Annotated in this window: 24 protein-coding genes; 18 read left to right on the top strand and 6 right to left on the bottom strand. The window is 45.8% G+C overall.

Going from position 1 to position 24,251, the window contains the following annotated elements; translation table 11 throughout:
- The first annotated feature begins 226 nt into the window (after window positions 1-226).
- The 4 genes from WG8_RS17030 to WG8_RS17015 all read left to right on the top strand — a co-directional run bounded on the left by WG8_RS17030 (window position 227) and on the right by WG8_RS17015 (window position 3,707).
- Window positions 227-1,273, top strand: coding sequence for a LacI family DNA-binding transcriptional regulator (locus WG8_RS17030; protein WP_007431464.1), 1,047 nt, complete (start codon window positions 227-229; stop codon window positions 1,271-1,273).
- Window positions 1,274-1,385: 112 nt separating this feature from the next.
- Window positions 1,386-2,036, top strand: coding sequence for a hypothetical protein (locus WG8_RS17025; RefSeq protein WP_007431463.1), 651 nt, complete (start codon window positions 1,386-1,388; stop codon window positions 2,034-2,036).
- Between the two features lie 148 nt (window positions 2,037-2,184).
- On the top strand, window positions 2,185-2,463 hold the full coding sequence (locus WG8_RS17020) for an ArsR/SmtB family transcription factor (protein ID WP_007431462.1): 279 nt from the start codon (window positions 2,185-2,187) through the stop codon (window positions 2,461-2,463).
- A 71-nt stretch (window positions 2,464-2,534) separates the two neighbouring features.
- Window positions 2,535-3,707: an MFS transporter gene (locus tag WG8_RS17015; protein ID WP_007431461.1), complete on the top strand. Its 1,173-nt coding sequence runs from the start codon at window positions 2,535-2,537 to the stop codon at window positions 3,705-3,707.
- On the opposite strand, the gene WG8_RS26680 is transcribed toward WG8_RS17015, so the two are convergent.
- From WG8_RS26680 to tnpA, 3 genes are read right to left on the bottom strand one after another with little or no spacing between them, the layout of a single operon-like run.
- Window positions 3,680-4,153 carry a GNAT family N-acetyltransferase gene (locus tag WG8_RS26680; protein ID WP_232289115.1) on the bottom strand — a complete coding sequence of 158 codons (474 nt, stop codon included), beginning with the start codon at window positions 4,151-4,153 and terminating at the stop codon, window positions 3,680-3,682. The genes WG8_RS17015 and WG8_RS26680 overlap by 28 nt on opposite strands.
- Complete coding sequence (tnpB, locus tag WG8_RS17010; RefSeq protein WP_007431460.1) at window positions 4,063-5,100, bottom strand: IS200/IS605 family element RNA-guided endonuclease TnpB; 1,038 nt, start codon at window positions 5,098-5,100, stop codon at window positions 4,063-4,065. Before tnpB ends, WG8_RS26680 begins: the two co-directional genes overlap by 91 nt.
- 3 nt (window positions 5,101-5,103) lie before the next feature.
- Window positions 5,104-5,508: an IS200/IS605 family transposase gene (gene tnpA, locus WG8_RS17005; RefSeq protein WP_007431459.1), complete on the bottom strand. Its 405-nt coding sequence runs from the start codon at window positions 5,506-5,508 to the stop codon at window positions 5,104-5,106.
- Between the two features lie 472 nt (window positions 5,509-5,980).
- On the opposite strand from tnpA, the gene WG8_RS16995 reads away from it, so the two are divergent.
- The 4 genes from WG8_RS16995 (at window position 5,981) to WG8_RS16980 (ending at window position 9,852) form a co-directional block, all read left to right on the top strand.
- On the top strand, window positions 5,981-6,748 hold the full coding sequence (locus tag WG8_RS16995; protein WP_007431458.1) for an isocitrate lyase/PEP mutase family protein: 768 nt from the start codon (window positions 5,981-5,983) through the stop codon (window positions 6,746-6,748).
- Between the two features lie 42 nt (window positions 6,749-6,790).
- Entirely contained in the window at window positions 6,791-7,351 is a 561-nt protein-coding gene (locus WG8_RS16990) for a bifunctional transcriptional activator/DNA repair enzyme AdaA (RefSeq protein WP_043891143.1), read from the top strand.
- A 23-nt stretch (window positions 7,352-7,374) separates the two neighbouring features.
- The gene (locus WG8_RS16985; RefSeq protein ID WP_007431456.1) at window positions 7,375-7,872 is read left to right on the top strand and encodes a methylated-DNA--[protein]-cysteine S-methyltransferase; all 498 of its coding nucleotides are present in this window, start codon (window positions 7,375-7,377) and stop codon (window positions 7,870-7,872) included.
- 120 nt (window positions 7,873-7,992) lie between these two features.
- The gene (locus WG8_RS16980) at window positions 7,993-9,852 is read left to right on the top strand and encodes a stalk domain-containing protein (RefSeq protein WP_007431455.1); all 1,860 of its coding nucleotides are present in this window, start codon (window positions 7,993-7,995) and stop codon (window positions 9,850-9,852) included.
- Between the two features lie 76 nt (window positions 9,853-9,928).
- Here WG8_RS16980 and WG8_RS16975 read toward each other — a convergent pair whose 3' ends face one another.
- The 3 genes from WG8_RS16975 to WG8_RS26025 form a co-directional block, all read right to left on the bottom strand.
- Window positions 9,929-10,414 (bottom strand): DUF5381 family protein, encoded by a 486-nt coding sequence (locus tag WG8_RS16975; RefSeq protein ID WP_007431454.1) that lies wholly within the window; start codon window positions 10,412-10,414, stop codon window positions 9,929-9,931.
- Window positions 10,407-10,688: a hypothetical protein gene (locus WG8_RS16970; RefSeq protein WP_007431453.1), complete on the bottom strand. Its 282-nt coding sequence runs from the start codon at window positions 10,686-10,688 to the stop codon at window positions 10,407-10,409. The genes WG8_RS16975 and WG8_RS16970 overlap by 8 nt, the downstream gene beginning before the upstream one ends.
- A 67-nt stretch (window positions 10,689-10,755) precedes the next feature.
- A complete protein-coding gene (locus WG8_RS26025; RefSeq protein WP_007431452.1) occupies window positions 10,756-11,397 on the bottom strand; it encodes a WXG100 family type VII secretion target in 642 nt (213 codons plus the stop codon).
- A gap of 489 nt (window positions 11,398-11,886) precedes the next feature.
- On the opposite strand from WG8_RS26025, the gene WG8_RS16960 reads away from it, so the two are divergent.
- The 10 genes from WG8_RS16960 to WG8_RS16915 all read left to right on the top strand — a co-directional run bounded on the left by WG8_RS16960 (window position 11,887) and on the right by WG8_RS16915 (window position 24,251).
- Entirely contained in the window at window positions 11,887-12,675 is a 789-nt protein-coding gene (locus WG8_RS16960) for a YwiC-like family protein (RefSeq protein ID WP_043891142.1), read from the top strand.
- 15 nt (window positions 12,676-12,690) lie between these two features.
- The gene (locus tag WG8_RS16955; RefSeq protein WP_007431450.1) at window positions 12,691-13,797 is read left to right on the top strand and encodes a TIGR04053 family radical SAM/SPASM domain-containing protein; all 1,107 of its coding nucleotides are present in this window, start codon (window positions 12,691-12,693) and stop codon (window positions 13,795-13,797) included.
- Window positions 13,794-15,212, top strand: a complete 1,419-nt coding sequence (gene hemG / locus WG8_RS16950) for a protoporphyrinogen oxidase (RefSeq protein WP_007431449.1) — start codon at window positions 13,794-13,796, stop codon at window positions 15,210-15,212. Before WG8_RS16955 ends, hemG begins: the two co-directional genes overlap by 4 nt.
- Window positions 15,213-15,329: 117 nt before the next feature.
- Window positions 15,330-16,037, top strand: coding sequence for an iron-sulfur cluster repair di-iron protein (gene ric / locus WG8_RS16945; RefSeq protein WP_007431448.1), 708 nt, complete (start codon window positions 15,330-15,332; stop codon window positions 16,035-16,037).
- A 157-nt stretch (window positions 16,038-16,194) separates the two neighbouring features.
- On the top strand, window positions 16,195-19,869 hold the full coding sequence (locus tag WG8_RS16940; RefSeq protein WP_007431447.1) for a nitrate reductase subunit alpha: 3,675 nt from the start codon (window positions 16,195-16,197) through the stop codon (window positions 19,867-19,869).
- Window positions 19,859-21,448: a nitrate reductase subunit beta gene (gene narH, locus WG8_RS16935; protein WP_007431446.1), complete on the top strand. Its 1,590-nt coding sequence runs from the start codon at window positions 19,859-19,861 to the stop codon at window positions 21,446-21,448. Before WG8_RS16940 ends, narH begins: the two co-directional genes overlap by 11 nt.
- The gene (gene narJ / locus WG8_RS16930; protein ID WP_007431445.1) at window positions 21,441-22,007 is read left to right on the top strand and encodes a nitrate reductase molybdenum cofactor assembly chaperone; all 567 of its coding nucleotides are present in this window, start codon (window positions 21,441-21,443) and stop codon (window positions 22,005-22,007) included. Before narH ends, narJ begins: the two co-directional genes overlap by 8 nt.
- On the top strand, window positions 22,004-22,687 hold the full coding sequence (gene narI / locus WG8_RS16925; RefSeq protein ID WP_007431444.1) for a respiratory nitrate reductase subunit gamma: 684 nt from the start codon (window positions 22,004-22,006) through the stop codon (window positions 22,685-22,687). Before narJ ends, narI begins: the two co-directional genes overlap by 4 nt.
- Window positions 22,688-22,733: 46 nt before the next feature.
- Entirely contained in the window at window positions 22,734-23,186 is a 453-nt protein-coding gene (locus WG8_RS16920) for a GAF domain-containing protein (RefSeq protein ID WP_043891141.1), read from the top strand.
- A complete protein-coding gene (locus WG8_RS16915) occupies window positions 23,187-24,251 on the top strand; it encodes a sensor histidine kinase (protein ID WP_007431442.1) in 1,065 nt (354 codons plus the stop codon).

The following is a 24,251-nucleotide window of genomic DNA, read 5'->3' as shown; positions in this document are numbered from 1 at the left end:
CATGCAAAAAGCACTTGATTTTTTTGTGAATATAATCACTTGTGATTATGGTGCTATTCTGGCTCATCCCCTTCATCCAAGGGATGGGGTGGATTTTCAGGTGAAGCAGAGACAATGTAGAAGACTGTCTTTCATTTTCGGAGACTCATTCTATGGTATAATATCAATATCGAAATTACATTTTAGAAAGTCGGAAAACGATTCCGTTTTTGAAAGGATTTTGGGCGTGACAGATCAAAAAAAAGTAACCATAGAGGATGTAGCCAAGCGGGCAGGGGTAGGTATTGCGACTGTCTCCAGAGCTATTAACGATAGTGAGGGCATCAGCCCGAAGACGAAAGCGTTGATCTTGCGGGTAATTGAAGAAATGGGCTTTACACCCAATACCTCGGCGCAAAGCTTGAAGGTACGTCAGACACGCCAAATTGCGCTGGCCGTGCCGGATATTCGCAACGCGATCATCCCTGAGATTGCCTGGTCTGTGGAGCAGGCAGCCAAGCAGCATGGCTACCGTGTGGTGCAGATTAATACCGCCGGCAATGCCAGAATGGAGCTTGAAACGGTTCGGGAGGTTAAAAAGCTGCATGTGGACGGACTTATTATTATGCCGCTGGCATACCCCAAAATGCTGGTGGATCTGATCAACAAGTCCAGTGTTCCCGTATCCATCATTAATTACGGCAAGAAGCTGGGTGAAAATGTAAAAGCGGATATCGTCAGTCTGGCCCGGCAAGAGGGCCGGCTTGTGATGGAGCATTTGCTTAAAATCGGGAGAACGAGGATTGCTTATGCAGGTGCTGCAAAGGACAAAATCGAGGAAAGATACTTCGCTTACGAGCAGTCTCTCCAGCATGTGGACCCTTCACTCGTTTATTTTGGCGATGATTTCTCCTTTGAGACAGGGCTGCGTGCGGCCGATTATTTTTACAGCCTGAAGCATATGCCGGATGCTATTTATGCGGTGAACGATATGGTGGCGATTGGTATTGTCAATCGCTTTAAGGATCTGGGTGTCAAAGTGCCGGATGAGGTTGCTGTAGTCGGTATTGATAACAATCTGTGGGCAACGGTAACGACGCCACAAATCAGCTCTGTTTCCATCATGGGGGAAGAGGTGGCACGATTGGCTGCGGAGCTGCTGCTTAAGCGAATTCAGGAGCAGACACCGGGTGATTATGAGCGAGTGCAATTCGAGCCCCGCCTGATCGTCAGGGAATCAAGCGTTTCTGTAATCCGTAAGCCTACGGTTGGACGTGATGGAGTAGAAGCTTAACTGAGAAACCTTTTCATCGTTGTAACGATAGATGAACTGCGGCAGGAGCAGTAGAATATAAATAGTCTAGCAATCGTAATACCATTGTTTGTTTGGACAGGAGAGTGGACTCGTGTCAAAAGGTAGCATGTTCGTATCTGTAGTTTGTACTTTATTATTGCTATCCGTTACTGTTGGATGTGCTTCCAGTCCGGTGGAACAGTATACTGATGCTGCGGTGCCGTCCGGGGAAAAGGCCGTGAAGCCCAAGCAAAGTGCAGCCAATACGCAGCAAACCCGGCAAAGTAAAGAGGAGCGGGTGCTTTCTTTTTACAAGGATTCATCCCTCAGTGATGAAGAAAAGGTCCATCACATTACTGACGATTTGGCAGGTATTCAATGGGGGAAGTTGAACAAAAACAGTGAACATCAAAGCCTGGAAATCATCGAATATTTGTATAAGCAGCGCGCTTTTATTCCATCGGAAAGCTTTCCAAATGTGATCCGGGCTTCTGACGGATTGGATGGGGCTTTAAGCGAAAGTTATGCTGCCATCATGGGGGAATTGTTCACAAGGGATAAGACAGCGATGACCCGAGCATTGGCCAATACGGACAAATCATACCGCGTACATGGCATCGGTAGCATCGCGTACGGTCTTAGTTATCAGGAACCGAAGGTAGTCAAGAAGGAAATCCGGCAATGGCAGGCAGGACAAAAGCTTACTGCGGCGGAGAAGGAGGTCATTCGGGCTTTGCTTGTAAAGCTGGATGACCCTTATTAACAAAAATAATATGACCGCCGCTTCTCTACCTGAGGAGCGGCTTATCTTCATTTTTCAGTATAAGTGGTTTACTTTTGTAGATGTTTATGATAATTTTATTTCGATGAACATCGAAATTATGGCTGGAAGCAGAAGGGAATGGAGCAGGGTGAAAGATACTACGGAGATGCAGCAGGCTGTAAAAATATATAAAGCGCTTGGAGAACCGACTCGTCTCAAGATAGCACTTTTGCTAAAAGAGGAAAGTGACCAATGCTGCTCTGTGCTGGGCGAAAAGCTGAACAGTGTTGCTATTTCAACACTATCGCATCACTTGAAGCAAATGGCAGAATCCGGGCTGCTGACATTTCGAAAAGAGGGTACTTTTATTTATTACAGCTTAGATGTTGAAGCAGCAGAGAAATATGCCCCTTTCCTGATAAAATAATTTTTTTTAGTCTTAATTTCGATATTTGTAGAAATATAAAAACAAAAAAAGAAAAGAGGCGTTACTCAGAAATGCAGAGCACGTGGAAGGTATATATCTTGGCAATTGTCAGTTTTCTGGTAGGCACATCCGAATATATAATCTCGGGGATTTTGGATCAGATTGCGACGACCATGGGAATTACAGTGGCAGCCGCAGGTCAGTTGATTACCGTTTTTTCTCTTGCCTACGCGATTGGCACGCCGATTCTGATGGCAATAACCGCTAAATGGGACAGACGTAAGCTGCTCCTGTATTCGCTCGGATTATTTGCTGTCGCCAATGTCCTGTCCTTTGTTTTGCCGGGATTTGGCATGTTTATTGCCGCACGTATTCTTATGGCACTCGGGGCGGGAATGGTTGTGGTTACGGCTCTGAGCATCGCAGCGAAAATTGCCCCAGCAGGCAGACAGGCCAGTTCTATTGCTACGGTCACCATGGGTTTTACGGCCTCGCTGATCATTGGAGTTCCACTGGGGAGAATGATATCTTCTGCATATGGCTGGAAAACTGTATTTCTTGGCATCGCTTTGACAGGGATTATTGCCCTGATTATTATCGCTATGACGATTCCCCGTTTAAGAGGAGATCAACCTGTCCCCTTACTACAGCAATTTGCCCTTCTGAAAAAGCCTGAAGTCGCTTTGGGATTGGCTATCACCTTCTTTTGGCTAGGGGGCTATTCACTTGCGTATACTTATATTTCACCCTATTTGCTGAACGTATCAGGTGTAGGGGAGACTATGCTAAGTTCGGTTTTACTCGCCTTCGGGATCGCCAGCCTGATCGGGTCTAAAAGCGGTGGATACAGCGCAGATAAAAAGGGCATACCTTTTACATTATTTGGAGGCATGATACTACACGTCATTTCCTTGCTTTTACTTCCTTTTGCCGCGCATTCTCTAATTGCAGTGTTTGCTTTACTTATTCTGTGGTCGTTCGCAGCCTGGACATCCGGACCTACTCAACAATATAATCTGGTCACGCTTGTGCCTGAATCTTCTGGCGTCATGCTGAGTCTTAATCAGTCTACAATGCAGCTTGCCATGGCGGCCGGAGCCGGAATTGGTGGCGTAGTTGTAGGTCAGGTATCGCTGGCTTCCATCACTTGGTTTGGAGCAGCCGGTGTTGCTATTGCGATTGTAGCTGTGCATTTGCTTTCACGAAGATCCTCAGTTCAAACGGAAGTAAGTATTACGGAATAAAGATTTATAGATAAACTGAAAAGAGGGAGCTCGGCCACAAAGATGGTTTTACGGGCCCTCTTTTGATTGAATTGACAGTACGTTTTCTGTAGGTCACGTCTTCTGTAGGGACTATCAGTAATTTTACCTGCCTCGGTAAAGCCGATGTTTTTATATACCTGATTAGAGGCAGGATTTTTTAAATCTGCATACAGCATAGGAATTAGCTGCTCATTTTTTAAGATGGAACATAGCTCGGCTACAAGTGCACTCGCAAAACCTTTCTTTCGCAAAGTAGGCGGGGTATACACAGCATTAATACGAGCATGTCTCGGAGAGCGGTGAGCTATATTGGCTATAGACACGGGGATGTTTTTTACAATCCAAAGATATAAATTTCCCGTCCCGCTAGCCTCCTCAGCAGATGATATTTGACTAACCGGATCAACAGTTTGTAACCACAACATGAGCATAATTGGCTACTAGCGTAATGTTGGGGTGCAATAATCAGATCACGTCCGTACCAGTTCGCCTTGTACTCAAGCATCGAACGGAACAAGCTCCATGATACTTCACTTATCGCTTTAGCAAGCTTGTGATTCTGCATCATGTTCTTTACTCGAAGGTCTTCCATGACAATGACTTGGTTTTCGCTAATCATCTTGGAAGATACTTTGTGCAAAAAGTCCTGACGCTGATTGGCTATTTTTTCGTGCCATTTGGCAACTTTCAGCCTAGTCTTGTGACGGTTATTGCTTCCCTTCTTTTTGCGTGACAAGTCCTTTTGTAATTTTGCTAATCGCTTTTCAGACTTGCGAAGGTGCTTCGGATTATCAATGATTTCTCCATCGGAAGTCATAGCAAACACCTTGAGTCCAAGATCAACTCCCATCTTATTCGCAAGCTTCGGCATGGGCTGAATATCCGTTTCCACTAGTAAGGACGCATAATATTTGCCTGACGATGTTTGGGTTACGGTGCATGACTTGATCAGCCCAACGAATGGACGGTGTAACTTGATTCTGATTCTGCTTTTCAGCTTAGGAAGCTTGATGTAATCGCCTTCCACGCGGATCGTGCCCTTCTGATTATTCGTTGTATAACTGTGCCTGTTCGTCTTCTTGCTCTTGAATTTCGGGAACCCAACGCTCTGATCACGGAAGAAATTCTTATATGCCTTGTCCAAGTTCAGTTGAGCATTGGCAAGTGCAAGGCTATCTACTTCTTTCAGCCAGTCGAATTCCTTCTTGTATGTAGCAGGCGTATTCTTGAGCATGGTTTCAGTCTTCTTGTAATGCTCGATCTTATCCGCAAGCATTTTGTTATAGATGAACCGAACGCAACCAAACACTTTTGCAAGGTACTGTTGCTGTTCGCCAGTTGGATAGATGCGATACTTATAGGCTTTCAGCAAGTCCTATCCCCCTTTCTGACCTTGTGTTTCGATATACTTCTTGATCACGTTTATCGGTGCTCCACCCGTAGTAAGCAGGCAATAGGAACGTGACCAAAAATACTCTCTCCACAAGGATTTACAAATGATCGGGAATTCCTTCTTGATCAACCTTGACGATGCACTCTTATAGGCATTCAGAAACTTGGAAATGTCGGTATTCGGATGCGTCTTCATGAGGATATGAACATGATCGCGGTCATGGTTCCATTCCTGAAAGGTAACGTTGTAATTAGGCTGAATGTACTCAAATATCTCTTTCAGACGTTCGGATATTTCAGCATTGATTACCTTTCTGCGATACTTGATTACTAGAATTAGGTGATAATTGAGCGAGAACACTGAATGATTATTTGAGTCTAATTGCACTGATAACACAACCTTTTATCATAGTACGACTGAACAAATCTATTATAGTATTATGAGGTTGTACAGTGCAAACCGTTGCCATTCATCCCCCGCTTTAGAAGACGGGGGAATTATGACAACTAATGGTTAAATCTCCGCGCGATACGCTTCTTGTTCTTTTGTCGCCAAATCCATCTCTCAATAAAGTTTTTTTCTTTTCTTTCCTGAAGTGTTTCCTTCATACCCTTGATAAGAAATTCGGATCTTCGCTTGTCATTTCTACTGATCTCGCGTAGTTCCTCAATAAATTTATGGTCCATGTCCGCATCTCTGTTAGTTCAGGATTGTGCAAATTGCTAAGTTAGATTATACAGAACATACGTTCCTTTTTCAAGTCTATTCCTTTTATATAGACCATAAGGGCAAGAATGAGGACGAAACAAAAAAAGCCTCTTGATAGAATGAGATACATCACCTATCAGGAGGCAATAACATGAACAAAATACAGCAATTTAACGCACTGCATACATCAGAGGAACTATTATTTTTGGGGAACGCTTGGGACTTGTTATCTGCCGTCGCTCTTGAGAAAGCAGGCTTTAAGGCAATAGGTACGACGAGCTGGGGGATTGCCAATACGCTTGGGTTTGCAGATGGTGAGCTTATTGATTTTGACCAGCATGTAAGCATCATTCGTACCATTGCAGACCATGTTCAGATTCCGGTATCGGCAGATATTGAAGCAGGGTACGGGGAGGATACGGCAACAATCATTGAGCATGTTTTAAGGATAGCCGATGTGGGAGTTGCAGGGATTAATATTGAGGATTCTTTGAAAACGCAAAAGGGGCTTCGAGAAGTGGGCCTGCACAGTAACCTGCTGTCCCAGATAAGAGCTGCATTGGATGCACATGGGTATAAAGAATTTTTTATAAACGCAAGAACGGATACATATTTGCAAAAGGATGCTCCACTTGCGGAAACCATTGAACGGGCCAAAGCGTATGTGGAGAGCGGTGCGAGCGGCATTTTTGTTCCGGGGCTCCGGGATGATGAAGAGATTAGAGAAGTTGTACTCCATGTAAAAGCTCCGCTGAATGTTTTATCCTTGCCAGGTCTGACGAATGTCCGCAAGCTTCAGCAGCTAGGAGTTAAACGGTTTAGCTTTGGTAATGCCTTTTCTGATAATATAAAAGTTGCTTTGCACAAGAACGCTGAACAGTTAATCAAGCTTCAAGATACCTCGCATTTATATTCTTGAGGATGAACCGAGGATACGATAGAAAGGACAGGGCATTCGATCATGACTAATATCAAGCTTTCTTTTGAAGAAATGTGGGAGAAAATTATAGCGTGTGATCGTAAATATGACGGGTTGTTTTATACCGCTGTGAAAACAACCCGCATATACTGTCGACCTTCCTGTCGCTCCAGGAAGCCGAAAAAAATAAATGTTGAATTTTATGATGAAATACACGCAGTGGAGAAAGCAGGGTTTCGTGCCTGCAAAAGATGCCAGCCCCACACAGATGTTTCGCCGTATATCAGGCTTGTCCAGAATGCGGTCGCCTTCCTGGTCAATCATTATAAAGAAAGACTGGTATTGCAGGATATTGCGGATCATGTTGGCGTAAGCCCTTTTTATTTGGAACGCATTTTTAAGCTGGAAACCTCGGAAACGCCCCGCATGTATTTGGAAAAAATCAGAGTGGATAAGGCAGCCTATCTGCTTAGAATTACAGATCTTACGAATCTGGAGATTTGCTATGAGACAGGCTTTCAAAGCCCTTCGAATTTTTATAAGGTATTTCGCGGCTTGACCCAATGTTCTCCTAGTGAGTACAGGAAGCTGAATAAGGAGTAGTTCAAGGAGGTTGTTATCCTTTTATGAGCAAGCTATATGTATTGAATTATGTATCGCCGATCGGGGAGATCGAGATATGGGGCACGAGTGAAGCCGTCCATTCCATTATGTTCTCTGATCGGGATGTGCCCTTAACCATAATTAAGGAAGAGGTTCTACCCCAGGTTTTGGAGGAATGTGCGAGTCAGCTTGACGAGTATTTTAAAGGTGAGCGCCATGAGTTTACGTTTCCCTATGTCTTTGAAGGTACAGACTTTCAGCAAAGGGTATGGAATGCGCTGGTGAAAGTAGCATATGGTGAAACGGCAGCGTATAAGGACATTGCCCTTGCTATTGGAAATGAAAAAGCGATTCAAGCCGTAGGCAGTGCAAATGGAAAAAATAAATTGAGTATTGTCATTCCATGTCACCGAATTATGGGTTCAAATCAGAAACTAACTGGCTATGCAGGAGGCCTATGGAGAAAAGAATGGTTACTCCAGCATGAGAAGCATTTTTCAAAGGCCATTCAGAGATCTTGAGGAGGGTCCTGAAAAAGTGAGCTGTCATATCCAAAACTGTCATTAGATTACATGAACTTCATTGAACCCTGTGCTATGATTTACCAAACAGATCAGAGATTCCAAAAAGGGGAAATAAGGATGAAGTTCAAGAAGACGATGCTTCTGCTCATGTTTTCAACGATACTCACGGGTTGGTTAACGGTGGGTACGGAAAGTGTTCACGCTGCCACTTCAATTGTATTCAGAGAGGGAGACAGGCTTAAGCTCTTACTTGAGGATGGCAATGGTGCCAACAGAGTGTTTAAATTTAATCTTGAGAATATGATTATGCCTGGTACACCAATTCGTCTGTACAGTAACCTTACTGAAATTCCTTCCAGTGGCTTTACAGTCGATTATACGAATTCAACCATTACAATTGCGGATTCGCAGCCAGCGCCTAGTGTAGGATCAGAAAATCATATAGTGATTCCTATAGGTTCCATCATGGAGGGGTCTGACGGAGAATTAAAAGCAGACCAACCCGTTGAAGAACCCAAAGTGACGCAGCCTGATGTGGAGACCAGGACGAAAGAGACCCCCGGTGTCATTGAATCCGAGGTTTCTCAACCAGTCGTCGATCCTCAGCCAATACAGCCTGTCATGGAGTCTAAAGAAGACATCCCGGTAGATGAATCACCGGAAATTCCTTTGTCCATACCATCTGGTGAAAATTTCCCGGGCACATTTACGATTAACTCTTCAGGTACGTCATTTGCGGTTCGTTTGAAGATAAAAAATATTCAACCAACTTACACTGCATACGTTATGGTCAAAAATTCGGATGCGCAATTGGTTAAACGGATTCAGTTCGATCCGGCAACAACCTTTAATTACTCTTTGAGTAACCTGAATTTGTCTACTGGTGGATACTACTTTTATATTAAAATGATCGATCAATCGGGAAATTCGGCAGCGTCTGTCCCCCAATTTGTTCCCATAAATAACAACAAAGCTGGGCAGGTTGTGGTGTTTATTGATGGAAAGTTGCAACAATATGAGCAGCCTGCGACCTCTATTAGCGGAAGTATGCTGGTGCCGTTTCGTGCTGTGTTTGAAGCGCTTGGAGCGAAGGTGAAATGGGATGGAGCTACCAAGACCGTTACGGCGACTAAAGGGAATATGACGATCAAATTAACCGTGGGCTCCAGAGATGCCTATATCAATGGTAAATTGGTGCGACTCAATGCTGCACCGAGACTCATTAACGGCAAAGTGATGGTTCCGATTCGCTTTGTAAGTGAGGCGCTGGGAGCGAAGGTGAAGTGGAATATTGCAGCACAGAGCGTTGTAATTTTTCTTGCCCCACCGCAGGTTTTGACAACAAGCGAAAGTGAACAATTAATGGAGGAAAACGAGGACAATTCCGAACCACAAACCAATCCGACAATTCTGAAAAAGATTTCCACTACCCTCACCAAATCTACTGATATTGTGTTCGTTATAGATGTTACGAGTAGTATGACTGGAACGCTGGATTATGTGAGACAGAAGGTTAAAGGTTTCGTTGATTCCGTTCCATCAGGTTCCCAATTTGCTGTCGTTGCATTTCGGGATATCAATTTAAAGGCAGATAAGGATTTGGAGTTTTTTGAGTTTACGAAGGATAAAAACAAGTTAAAGGGCAATTTAAATATGCTGCGCCCTTTGGCTGGCGGGGATTTGAAGGAATCGGGATTGGAGGCCATCCAGTTGGCTATCAGTAAATTCCCCAAAAATTCAAGTTCCAAAACGATCATATTCATTACAGATGCGCCGGTTCACGATAAGAGTACAACGCCGGATAAAGCCCGTTTCTCAGTGGATGAAATAAACGAGCAGTTACAAAAAAATGATGTTGTTTTTAATGCAATCGTGCCTGCAAATGGACCGGCCAACAAGCAAATGAAAAAGCTCGTAGATAGCAACAAAGGAACCTTGTATGATATCAGGGATGCTAAGCTGAATTTAGCGAAGTAGGTTTGTCCAAATCAAAATAAAGCCGTACAAAGGGAGCTGATGTCAGGCTCCCTTTTGATATATTCAATAGCAATATTCAGGAACGTTTTTTCTTCGGCTTGCCATGCTGGTTAATGAAATTTCGCAGTTGTTTGCCGGCTTGGTTCAGCTCAACATCGTTCAACACATAATCGGTGCTGACTTCCCAGGTGCTGCGGTCATTCAGATAAAAAATAAAGGCGGGAAAACGAGGGCGCAGCCATTTGCGGATTGAGGCCCCTTCGAATTCAACTTTTGTGATTGCAGACCATGGGACAGTTCGAATACCATCGGAGATACTGTGTTCGTCAAAGATAAACAAATAGTTCTCCTTACGAAGCGTTCTGCTCAAACAAACAACGAGATAGCTGCCGAAAAATGGGAGTCCGATTATGGCTGACGTAATAAAGAAGAAGATTTGCAAAGCCGAGATATCTTCGTCGATAAAAATGAGCAGCAGCAAGAACAGACAAATAAGTACAAACATCAAGCTCCCCATGGCCTTCCAAAAAGCCAAAGATTTGCGATACGTAATTTTATCCACGGAATACCGCCTCATCGCGTACAAATGCCTGAATGAAATGAGTTATCCGCTCTCTCCATTCAGCCTCGGTAACACTTTCAATCCGCAGACACGGTGCAGCCTGCATATCCTGTTCCGTATTTCTTACAATCCACAGATCATTCGCTCCTTTGAGAACAAATAGCAGATCTGTAACGGAAGGTCCATCTTCATCCGTATCTGTGTATACCATCCGGCTCAAATTATCCAAGCTGCTGTGATTATGCTGAAAATCATCATGCCAGACTTGTAGCATTTGTCGGTCCGACTCGCCAAGATTCCAAGCTGCTGTCTGCTGTACAGTAAAGTTGAGAGAGGTTAGCTCATTCCATTGTTCCTCTGCCTTTTAAACCCTTCATTACAAGCCCTGGCTTGGTGAATTGGCGGTTTAGGCTTTTGCCCAAATTACGCATAAAAGCATTGTTGCCTTTGCCCTTCACCCATGCCGCATTATGTATGACCGCTCTAGCGGGATTTTTCAGACTTTTCTTGAATTCTACTGTTTTGGTAAGTACAAGTGTGGAGGCCAGGCCGCTGTAGATAGCTGTTCCGGCAAAGCCCAGTTGGCCACGCCACTTATTGGCCTCTGACAGGCTGTTAATGGCTATATCTGCTGGATCGGAGCCTTTTTTCCCGGAAGCTGTTCCCTCACTGTTGCCGCTCTGTCCGTGATCCCCTTTACTAATACCCGCGTCTGCCTGGGTATCTGTTTCCTTGAACTTTACTGCAATGGAACGCAACTCTGTGCTGACAGAACCGACAGTTTGAGTGAAGGCATCCATTTGCCCGCGTGCTCTATGAAAATCCTGATAAAAACGCTGCTGTGTTGTTCCTGCCCAGCTATTTTCCAGCATTTGAATCTGCTGTGACAGTTGTCCGCAAATTTGCGCACCCAACTCTCGCGCCTGCGCAAACTGCCTGGAAACCGCCTCTAGTTTCTCAGGAGGAACCATAATTTTAGCCATGATTTCCACCTCGGATGAATAAAATTGTTAATTTATATTTTAGTAAATCCAGTGGGCATAAGCAAAAAAAGTAGGGGTTTTCAAGCAAAAATAAGTCGTTTGTACGAGTTCGTGGGAAAGCATAAGGGAGAATGGTAGGAGTGTTTATGATCCGAAGTTCTCCTAAGAAAGAGGCGCCTGCCTGCATAAAAGCTAATACTTTCGCGCCGTCAGCTTATTTTAGCGGAATTTGCTTGGACAGTTTTTCGAACTCCTGCAAGTAAGTGAAAACAGGTAACACACGGTCATGCTTAGACGGGCGACGTAGTTATGGAAGTGTAGGGATATGCTGGATGGCAAGGAGATGACGGATACTCGCAGGAAGCAGTGGACTATTATTTCGGTGCGTTTTTATGATATTCCCCGATATGAATCAGGGAACTCCCTGATTGGTTCAACTGGAAAGAATAATTAGAATTAAAGAAGGTAAAAAAATTTAATCTTGGGGGAATGGATGATGAATCGATTAACCAAAGCAATAAAGATATTATACATTGTGAAAAAAGGAGCAAGTCTTTGATGGGGATCAGTAGATACATTCCCAATCAACATGGAGCCTGGGCAATGCTCATTCTTCCATTTTTATTCGGTTTAGCGGCCTCTCAAGGGGAATTCATTCATATACTACTATTCGCGTGCTGGTTTTTTATCTATTTATTCAGTTTTCCTGTCCTCCAATGGATCAAAACAGGAAACCGTGTAAGATACCACAAGCCTGTTGTTTTATACGGAGCGATACTGCTTCCCTTATTAGTTTCACTGGTATGGATTAAGCCTGAGTTGATCTGGTATGGAGTTCTGCTGCTGTTCTTTTTTATGGCCAATATATACTACGCAAAAATGAAAAATGAACGCGCCTTGCTCAATGATATTATTGCGATTTTACTTTTTTGTTCTTTTATTTACCCTGTTGCTCATATTGGAGAAGCGGGGGACTGGAGAATATCCACGGAGCTATTTTTGCTTTTGGTGGCTTACTTTACGGGAACTGCTCTTTATGTAAAAACGATCATCCGTGAAAGAAAAAATATACGCTATTATTATGCTTCTATCATCTATCATCTGATCATTGTGCTGTTTGCTGCCTGGATAAAGGTATTTTTGGTTGTTCCTTTTTTAATTTTATTATTACGAGCGATATGGCTTCCTAAATTCGATTTAAAGGCAAAACAAGTTGGCATGGCTGAAATTGGATTTTCATTGATGCTCTATGTATCTGTGTTGTTTTTATATTTCTAAAAAGGAGGGACATCAATGATATCTTTGGAAACACCGCGAGATTATCGCGAAAACCCGTTTATCGTCATTTGGGAGGTAACGCGAGCTTGTGCTTTAAAATGCCTTCATTGTAGAGCGGAAGCCCAGTACCACCCGGACCCCCGTCAGCTGACATTTGAAGAGGGCAAGCGGCTGATCGATCAAATCGCCGAAATGAATCATCCGTTGCTGGTTTTCACAGGTGGAGATCCGCTAGCGCGTCCTGATTTATTTGAGTTGGCTCAATATGCCATTGAAGAGAAAAAACTGTCGGTTTCCATGACTCCCAGTGCCACCCCAAAAGTGACACGAGCAGCGGTCGAAAAAGCCAAGCAAGTCGGCTTATCACGGTGGGCATTTAGTCTGGATGGTTCATGTGCAGATATCCATGATCATTTTCGGGGGACTGTGGGCTCTTACGCTACGACCATGCGCGGAATTGGCTATTTGAAGGAAATGAACATTCCTATCCAAGTAAACACGACCGTGTCCCGGTACAACCTTCACGATCTGGAGCAGATTGCAGAGAAGGTAAAGGAAATGCAGGCGGTGTTGTGGAGCTTGTTTTTCCTTGTTCCAACCGGGCGTGGTATGGAGAAGGATATGATTACTCCTGATGAGCATGAAGCAGTAATGAAGTGGTTGTATCAAATACAACAACAGATGCCTTACGGTGTAAAGGCTACAGAAGCACCTCACTATCGAAGGGTTGTACTGCAGGCAAAGCGCAGCGCAAATAAGAGCAGTGCGACGTTCGAGCCCAAAAGGACGGATGTATTAGGACGTGCCCCAAAAGGCGTAAATGATGGAGATGGGTTTGTTTTTATCAGTCATATCGGCGAGGTATACCCGAGTGGTTTCCTGCCCCTTGCATGCGGTAATGTACGAGAGGATAGCCTGGCACATATTTATCGGCACTCTCCGATCATGAACAATCTTAGAGATAAGTCACAGCTTAAAGGAAAATGTGGGGTCTGCGAATTCAATACAGTCTGCGGAGGCTCCAGAGCAAGGGCCTATGCAGTAACAGGAGATTATCTGGAGAGTGACCCCTACTGTGCATATATACCTCCTCGAGCTAAGGAAGGAAAAGTGTTTTTATGAAAAAGAATTCTAAAAAAGTCGTTATTCTTGGTGGAGGAATAAGTGGTCTAAGCGCTGCCTTTTATGTGAAAAAGCTGGCTGAGGAGAAGCAAATGGAGGTAGAGATTACGCTGGTTGAGAAAAGCGATCGGCTGGGAGGAAAGCTGCACACCATTCGTCAGCATGATTTTCTGATCGAAAAAGGACCGGATGCTTTTCTGGCCAGAAAAACGGCTATGCTGGAGCTGACCATGGAATTGGGACTGGAAGCCGAACTGGTGTCGACGAACCCGAAGGCCAAGTCTGCCTCCATTTTGCATAAGGGCAAGCTGCACACCATGCCGATGGGCTTCATTTTAGGCATTCCAACAAAGTTGACTCCCTTCATTCGGACAGGGCTGATTTCTCCACTGGGAAAAGCGCGCGCAGCTCTGGATTTAATCCTTCCCGCAAAGCAAGGTGATATGGACGAATCGCTGGGTGATTTTATCAAGCGTCGTCTCGGTAAAGAGGTTTTGGATCAGATTACAGAGCCTCTGCTATCTGGAATTTACGCTGGCGATACGTATTCTCTCAGCTTAATGTCAACCTTTCCTCAATTTAAGCAGATGGAGCAAAAGCATAGAAGTCTGATTATAGGTATGGCTAAAGGAGCGGGGCGAAAGACGGGTGTTCCTAACCAATTGCCGGAGATCGCCAAGAAAAGCATGTTTCTTTCCTATCGGCAAGGATTATCTACCATCGTGGAGCGGTTAAAGGAGAGGCTGCATACCGTACATTTTGTGATGGGACAGGGTGTAGCTGAAGTAAGAAAAGAGGACGGTTATCAGGTAGTTCTGGATCATGGACAAGTCATAGATGCAGATGCAGTGATATGCGCTGTTCCAGCCTTCGAGGCGGCTAAATTATTTTCCGGCGTTGCGAGTGCTGGCTTGCTCAATCAGATCAGCTATGTTTCGGTAGCCAATATTGCGCTTGCTTATAAAAATACAGAGCTTAATCTTTCCTTTGAGGGAACGGGATTTTTGGTGCCGCGCAAGGAAGGTAAAAGGATTACAGCATGCACGTGGTCTTCGACCAAGTGGAGTCATACTGCTCCAGCAGGCTATACGCTGTTACGGACATATATCGGACATGCAGGCGCACAGGAATGGATGCAGATGACGGATGCTGAGCTTGTGGATGCCGCGCGCAAAGACTTGAAGGATTTAATGGGCTTGAAAGCGGAGCCGGAATTCGTCGAAGTTAGTCGGTGCAATGAATCGATGCCACAATATCCGATTGGTCACAAAGAGCACATGGCAAAGGTAAGGCATGATTTGTCACAGTATTTTCCAAATATGTTTTTGTGTGGTGCTGGTTATGGAGGCGTTGGAATTCCGGATTGTGTCGCTCAAGGGAAAGATGCGGCTGAACAGCTGATTTCGGCTTTGTAATGATCAGGCTATTTCCTGCTTTGGAAGAGGGAACTCCCTAATGGGTTCGGATTGAAAGGAGAGGTAGAGTTGAAATGAATAATACAATAACTTAAAGGCAAGGTAGGGGAATAGAAAATGATCCAGTTAACGGAAGAAACATGGGTTGCTGATATTGTGAAAGAGGTTCCCAAAACGGGAGATTTATTTCGTAAACTGGGGATTGACTTTTGCTGCGGCGGGAAAATACCACTCCGGGAAGCGGCTGCCAGCCGGGGGCTGCATGCTGGTGAACTGCTGGCACAGGTGCATGAAGTGGCTGAAAGTCAGGCACAGCATAAGCAAATGCAGCCGTCCTCACTCGAAACCAAAGAGCTAATCGCCTATATTCAGGATACGTATCATACAAGGCTTCGCGAGGAACTATCGGCGCTCACGCCGTATGTAACCAAACTAACACGAGTTCATGGCGAACGGTATCCGCATCTACAGCGAGTGAATGAGCTTTTTACCTTGCTTAAACAGGAGCTATCCGACCATATTCAGAATGAGGAAAACGTTGTGTTTCCGATGATTCAAGTGTTTTTACAGGAATCGACAGTGGAAGGGGCAAACGCGCTGAATCCGTATGTATCCAAGCTGCAAGACGAGCATCAGGCTGTGGTGGAGTTGCTGAAGGAGCTCCGCTTGATAACCAACGGCTTTGAGCCGACACAGGAAGCTTGTGGTACGCACCGACTTGTATTGAGACGGTTAGAGGACCTGGAAGCCGATATTTTTAATCATATTCTTCTTGAGAACTGCACATTAATCGAACGCACGAGACAGGCGCAGCTCAAAATATAATTATACAAGCTTCCCTTTGGCAGAGGGAAGCTTTTTTGTACCTTTCCATAGAACGAGGGATTTTCTATACCGCTATAGGACATTCCCTAATGGGAACAGAGATGAATGAATTACATAATGAGAGTAAGCGAATGAATCTAAGGAGCGTTGATCATCGATGAAAAAAAAATACAGTCTCAACTTCTTTAAGCCGATCGAGAGTTATTCCGGAAACTGGTCAATCCTTGAGGAAAAAAATAGAGAATGGGAAAACGTGTACCGTCAGCGTTGGTCTCACGACAAAGTAATTCGTACGACGCACGGTGTTAACTGTACTGGCTCCTGTAGCTGGAAGGTTTTTGTGAAAAACGGCATCATCACCTGGGAAAATCAGCAAATTGATTACCCCTCCTGCGGTCCAGACATGCCGGAATTTGAGCCGCGTGGATGCCCGCGTGGTGCTTCATTTTCCTGGTATGAATACAGTCCGTTACGTGTGAAATACCCTTATATGCGCGGCAAGCTATTGCGATTATGGCTGGATGCGATCAAGGAGCATAGCAATCCGGTAGACGCATGGGCGAGTATTGTGGAAGACCCTGAGAAAGCCAAGCTCTACAAATCGGCACGCGGAAAAGGCGGCCATGTTCGTGTGGCTTGGGACGATGTTCTACGCCTGATCTCGGCGCAATTGATTTATACCATCCGTAAGTACGGTCCTGACAGGATTGCAGGCTTCACACCCATTCCGGCGATGTCGATGATAAGCTACGCCTCGGGAGCGCGGTTCATTTCATTGCTCGGTGGGGAAATGTTGAGCTTTTACGATTGGTATGCCGATCTTCCGCCTGCCTCTCCTCAAATTTGGGGTGAGCAAACGGACGTACCTGAATCCTCGGATTGGTACAACGCGGGTTACCTGATCATGTGGGGATCGAACGTGCCGCTTACCCGGACACCGGATGCCCACTTCATGACGGAAGTACGTTATAAAGGGACTAAGGTTGTGTCGGTAGCACCCGATTTGGCGGAGAATGTAAAGTTCGCTGACAACTGGCTCGCACCTAATCCAGGTACAGATGCTGCCGTAGCCCAGGCTATGACGCATGTCATTCTGGATGAGTTCTACAAAGAACGCCAAGAACCGATGTTCATTAACTATGCCAAGCAATATACAGATATGCCATTTATGATTCTGCTTGATCCCCATGAGGGAGCCTGGAAAGGTGGACGTTTTCTACGGGCGAGTGATCTGGGGGATGCTTCGCCGCATGCAGACTGGAAACCAGTCATATACGATGAAGCGACGAAGGAAATGCTGGTTCCGAACGGTACGATGGGACAGCGTTGGGAGCAGGGCAAGAAATGGAACCTGATCCTGGAACGGGAAGATGGAACGAGGGTTGAGCCTGCGCTCACGATGGAAGGTCATGACGAGCAATGGGAAGAGATTGTATTCCCTTATTTTGATAACTCGGGTAATGGAACGTTCCAGCGTGTGATTCCGGCTAAAAAAGTACGCCTGGCAGATGGTTCGGAACGTCTCGTAGCGACCGTATACGATCTGATGATGAGTCAGTATGGTATCGCTCGCAACGACAGCCCTCATAACGCCAAGGATTATTACGATGCGGCTTCGCATTATACCCCTGCTTGGCAGGAGAAAATCACGGGTGTCAAGGCATCGGTTGTGGTGCAGATTGCACGGGAATTCGCTCAGAACGCAATCGATACCCAAGGGCGCTCCATGATCATTATGGGCGCGGGGATCAATCACTGGTTCAATAGTGACACCATCTATCGATCGATTTTGAACCTGGTTATGTTGACTGCTTCTCAAGGCGTAAACGGCGGGGGCTGGGCGCATTATGTAGGCCAGGAAAAGTGCCGTCCTATTGAAGGCTGGTCAACGATTGCCTTTGCCAAAGACTGGCAGGGACCAGCGCGCTTGCAAAATGCTACTTCATTTTTCTATTTTGCAACAGAACAGTGGCGCTATGAAGAAAGCGGCACGGATACGCTGAAATCACCGACGGGCGGGGATGTCAAATATCAGCATCCGGCAGACTACAATGTGCTGGCAGCACGTTTGGGCTGGATGCCTTCTTACCCGCAGTTTAACAAGAACAGCCTGTTGTTTGCCGAAGAAGCGGCGCAACTAGGCAAGAAGTCAAACGCGGACATTATTAACCATGCTGTAGAAGAGATTAAATCACGCAAGACCCGTTTTGCGGTTGAAGATCCAGGGGCAGCAGAGAACTTCCCGCGTTCACTCTTTATTTGGCGCTCCAATCTGATTTCCAGTTCGGCGAAGGGCCAGGAATATTTCATGAAGCATCTGCTCGGAGCCTCCGACGCGCTGCTTGCCCGGCCGAACGAAGAGCAGAAACCTGAGGAAATCGTCTGGCGGGAAGATGTGGAAGGAAAGCTTGATCTGGTGGTTGCACTTGATTTTCGGATGACAACAACTCCATTGTACGCGGATGTTGTACTCCCGGCTGCAACCTGGTACGAGAAGACAGATTTGTCTTCGACAGACATGCATCCGTTCGTGCATCCATTTAATCCTGCGGTTAATCCTCTTTGGGAATCCCGCTCGGACTGGGATATCTACCGTCATCTATCCGAAACCTTCTCGGAAATGGCCAAAGAGCATCTGCCAGGAATATATAAAGACGTTGTGACTGCACCGCTCGGGCATGACTCCATAGGCGAAATTTCGCAACCGATGGGTCTTGTAAAGGACTGGACGAAGGGCGAGGTCGAAGCAGTTCCGGGTAAAACCATGCCGAATTTCAGCATTGTAGAACGCGATTATACAAAAATTCACGATAAATATGTCTCGCTCGGTCCAAATTTGGCTACCGGGAAGACAGGTGCGCACGGCGTTAGCTTCTCGGTGGCAGAGGAATATGAGGAGTTGAAGAAGCTGAATGGGGTCTATTACGATGAGTCCATTAAAGACGGCTTGCCGAAAATCCAGACAGCCCGCCAAGTGGCCGATACGATTCTTCATCTTTCGTCCGCAACTAATGGCCGTGTCTCGCAAAAAGCCTATGAAGAGGCGGAAAAGGATCACGGTGTTAAACTGATGGACATCTCGGCCGACCGTGCAGCTGAAAAAATCACGTTCCAAAGCATCACGGCACAGCCGCGTGAAGTTATACCAACACCGGTATTCAGCGGTTCAAACAAGCAGGGACGTCGCTACTCGCCATTTACAACGAATATTGAACGTCTCGTTCCGTTTCGCACGTTGACAGGAAGACAGCATTTCTACATCGATCATGAGATTTTCCAGCAGTTTGGGGAGTCATTGCCAGTCTATAAACCGACTCTGCCGCCAATGGTATTCGGTACGCGTGATCGGGAAATCAAGGGCGGTCAGGATTCACTTGTGCTTCGTTATCTGACTCCACACGGTAAATGGAATATTCACTCCACCTACCAGGATAACCAGCATATGCTTACGCTGTTCCGCGGAGGTCCTACGGTATGGATCAATAACGAAGATGCAGCAGCTCATGGTATTGCCGACAATGACTGGCTGGAGGTGTACAACCGCAACGGTGTCGTAACCGCACGGGCAGTTGTCAGCCACCGGATGCCAAGAGGAACAATGTTCATGTACCATGCTCAGGACAAGCATATTCAAGTGCCGGGCTCCGAAATCACGGATACGCGCGGGGGCAGTCATAATGCTCCAACAAGAATTCATCTCAAACCAACCCAGATGGTTGGCGGATATGCTCAGCTAAGCTACGGGTTCAATTATTACGGTCCGATCGGGAACCAGCGTGATGTGTACGTAGCGGTACGTAAAATGAAGGAGGTTAACTGGCTTGAAGATTAAAGCTCAAATTGCCATGGTCATGAACCTGGATAAATGTATTGGCTGCCATACATGCAGCGTGACGTGCAAAACAACTTGGACAAACCGCAAAGGCGCGGAATATATGTGGTTCAACAACGTGGAAACCAAACCCGGCATTGGCTATCCAAAGCGCTGGGAAGACCAGGAGCAATATAAGGGCGGCTGGCAGCTTCGCAAAGGAAAGCTTGAACTAAAGTCAGGGAGCAAGCTGTCCAAGATAGCGCTGGGCAAAATTTTCTACAATCCCGACATGCCGGAAATGAAAGATTATTATGAGCCATGGACTTATAATTATGAGCATTTGACCAACGCAAAAGAGCAAAAGCATTCTCCGGTAGCGCGTGCGCATTCCGCAGTAACGGGCGAAAAAATGGATCTGGATTGGGGTCCAAACTGGGAGGATGATTTGGCAGGAGCCCATGTAACGGGGCCACTTGATCCGAATATTCAGAAAATTGAAGAAGAGATCAAATTCAATTTTGAGAAGTCGTTCATGATGTATCTCCCTCGGCTTTGCGAGCACTGTCTGAACCCAAGCTGTGTCGCATCCTGTCCTTCGGGCGCGATGTACAAACGGGACGAGGACGGAATCGTGCTCGTGGATCAGGAAGCCTGCCGCGGCTGGCGATATTGCATGACAGGCTGCCCATACAAGAAAGTGTACTTTAACTGGCAAACGAACAAAGCGGAGAAATGTACCTTCTGTTTCCCACGTGTGGAAGCCGGGTTGCCAACCGTCTGCTCCGAGACATGTACAGGACGAATTCGCTACCTTGGCGTTCTGCTGTATGATGCAGACCGAGTGCAGGAGGCTGCTTCTATGGAGGATGAGAAGGACCTGTATAAAGCGCAATGCGACCTGTTCCTAGATCCAAGTGATCCGGCGGTAATTGCTCAGGCGAGAAAAGATGGTATCTCGCAAGACTGGATTGAGGCCGCTCAGAACTCGCCAGTCTACAAGCTTGCAATTGAATACAAGCTGGCATTCCCGCTTCACCCGGAATATCGCACATTACCTATGGTCTGGTATGTACCGCCACTTAGCCCGATCATGAATTACTTTGAAGGGAAAGACTCGATCGAGAATCCGGATATGATTTTTCCGGCTATCGAAGAAATGCGTACGCCCGTTCAGTATCTTGCCAATATGCTGACAGCGGGCGACACGGTTACGGTGAAGGAATCCCTGCAACGGATGGCTATGATGCGCGCCTATATGCGTGCCCAGTCCACAGGACAATCTTTCGATGAAAGCCGTCTTGAGCGCGTTGGCATGACACCACGTCAGGCGGAGCAGATGTACCGACTGTTGGCCATTGCCAAATATGAGGACCGCTTCGTCATTCCAACATCACATAAAGAGAGTTATGACAATCCATACCGCGCCCAGGGAGCTGCTGGTTTCGGCGACACCTTAGGGAATATGGAATCTTGCGGATCGGGTGGATCTGGCTGTAGCGGCTGTAGCCTGGGAAGCTCAATGGGAATGGAAGAGCCTTCAAAAACAGGCAAGCAAATGTATGAAGAAAACTTCTACGGGGGTATTTGGCGTGATTAATGTAGCGAAGCTGTATGAATGCAAGCCTTCATTCGGGTTTTTCGCCCAACAACTCATGTACCCGGAAAAGCTGGATTTTCATCCAGCTTTTCTGGAGGCATCATTTGATCCGGGTCATCCTGCGTATACGCACGCTAACAAGTACTGGTCTCTTATGCAAGAATTCAGCATGGAAGAGATTCAGGAGATGTATACGGAAACCTTTGATTTTCAAAAAAATTGCGCACTATATATGACTTACTTCAAGTTCGAGGATGCAAAAGAAAGAGGACAAATGCTGGTCAAGTTAAAGGTTTTGTATGAGATGTACGGTCTTGAAATGCCGGATGGAGAGCTGCCGGATTACTTGCCACTCATGTGTGAATTTTTGTATGCCGCCGAATGGGCACAAGATCCGAAGACGACAGAAAACTTCCGCATGCCTGTCGCAATTTTAGAAGACGGCACCTATCATTTGCTTAAAGCGCTGGAAAAAATGGAAAGCCCGTATTTTCATCTGGTCAAGGGGCTGCGTGAAACGCTTAAAGCTTGCGTAGAACAGGAGGCAGCCACGCTATGATGCTAGAGCAGTTTTTATGGGTTATTTTCCCTTACATGTGTTTGGTCATCTTTATTGTTGGCCACATTTTTCGCTACAGAACAGACCAGTTCAATTGGACAGCGAAATCAAGTGAATTTATTGAAAAGAAACAATTGATGATCGGCAGTCTTTTATTCCACCTGGGAATTATTCCGGTTATTTTCGGTCATATCTCCGGTCTGGGTATTCCAAAAACCTGGATGCACGCATTGGGTGTAAACGATCATTTGTATCACATTGGAGCAGTATATATTGGGGGCATATTTGGAGCCATAACGTTCCTCGGTATGTTGATTCTCACCTTTCGTCGTTTAACCTTACGCAATGTACGCCGCTTAAGCTCAGCTTCTGACTTGATTGTAAACATAATGCTTTTTGCCCTTGTATGTATGGGGATGTTTGCGACTCTTGTAACGAACGCAGTACAGCCTGAATTTGATTATAGGGAAACCATCTCGATCTGGTTCCGCGGTTTATTCATATTCCGTGTCGACCCGTCACTGATGAGAGACGTACCGTTGTCTTTCAAGCTTCATGTACTTATGGGCTTTGCCATTTTTGCATTCTGGCCGTTCACCCGGCTTGTTCATGTGTGGAGTGTTCCATTGAATTATGTGCGCAGAAGTTATATTCTGTACAGAAGACATAAATCGAATTAGGAAAGCGGGCGCTGCCTTCTTTCCTAATTGTAATTAGGAGAGAGTGATGAATAATAGGATGGATTATCAAAGGGAGCTTGAGCGAATTCGCGAGCATTTCGGTTATGATTTCATGGCGCTTGCTCTTGTTGAACCGGCCGAATATCAATACGTAATTAAATGGAAAAATGCGGCCGGGAATTTAAATGATCGCTTTAAACGGATTGTGCTGCAATCCGGAAAGGGCATAGCAGGAGTCGTGTTTAAAACCGGAAAATCCATTTTCATTCCATCTGTTTATCAATTTGTGGGTGCAGACAACCTGTTTAACTATCCTATCGTCCAATCCGAGAGGCTCCAGAGTCTCGGGGCTGTACCCCTGTGGAATGATGCTCGCGTCGCGGGTGTACTGCTTGGTGGATTTCGTAAAGAACAGCTGATGACCGAAGCCATGATGCGCGATCTGGAAGCCTTGGCGCGGAGAGGAATTGGAGAGCTGAACGGGAAGGAAGTGATGTAATTGACATTGTCTGTAGGGACCGATTCTTTGAGTTCGCTAATGCTGAAATTGTTTGAGAACAGTACAGAAGCTATTTTCTTTTTTGATAGACAAGGGGATACCCTGGCTATGAACCCGGCTGCTGAGGAGATTGTGAGTGATGACGTCCTCATTCAACTCTATGAAGGGAAGGAAAAAGCTTTATGCGGAACATGCAGAGGCTATACAAGCGACACAGAGCCCCGCACCTGTCTTGATTGTTATTTCAATGTGCCCGAATCCAAAAATTTCGCTTCTTTCCAGGTCTATTTGGAAACAAAGCGAAACGGAATGGTTCCCTATGCCGCTTCTTTTCACACGATTGATGCTGAAAATGGAATTCGGGTGTTGATGCTGAGAGATTTGACTCTGCAATTTCAGACGCAAGAAAAATTGTATCAAAACAAAATGATGAAGCATGTCATTGAAGCGCAGGAAAACGAGCGTAAGCGGCTTTCCAGGGAGCTGCATGATAGTGTTGCTCAGGAATTGATGAGCGCGGTTGTTGAATTACGAGTGTTAAAATATATGACGAATGATGACCAGCTCCTCAAAAACATGAAGCAGACCGAAGCATCCATGACGCGATTGCTGGATGATATCCGCAACCTGTCTGTGGAACTCCGTCCTGCTACCCTTGATGATTTTGGACTTGAAGCAGCCTTCCGTTCCCACTTCAAGCGGATCGAGCAAAGCTATGGTCTGGTGGTTGAGTTTGTGTCCGATCTTCCCCGCAAGCGATATGGAAGTGAAAAGGAAACCGTTATTTACCGTGTTTGTCAGGAGGCCGTTCTCAATGCCTTGAAGTATGCCCAGGTAGACACGATCAAAGTTTCTTTGTCCGAGCATGATCATGCGCTTCGTTTGACTGTAGAGGACAATGGAATTGGCTTTGAAAAGGGGGGCAAGCCTATTGGAACAGGGCTCGGTTTATACGGTATGCAGGAGCGGGCAGAGCTGGTAGGCGGAAGCTTTGGTGTCCTTTCGAATGTTGGCCAAGGAACCAAAGTCTTTTTACAAATTCCGATTGGACAAGGGGAGGAATAG

The sequence above is a fragment of the Paenibacillus sp. Aloe-11 genome (assembly GCF_000245715.1).
Lineage (GTDB): Bacteria > Bacillota > Bacilli > Paenibacillales > Paenibacillaceae > Paenibacillus > Paenibacillus kribbensis.
The sequence above is the reverse complement of the archived record's forward strand: the minus strand, read 5'-3'. Positions and strand labels throughout refer to the sequence as shown.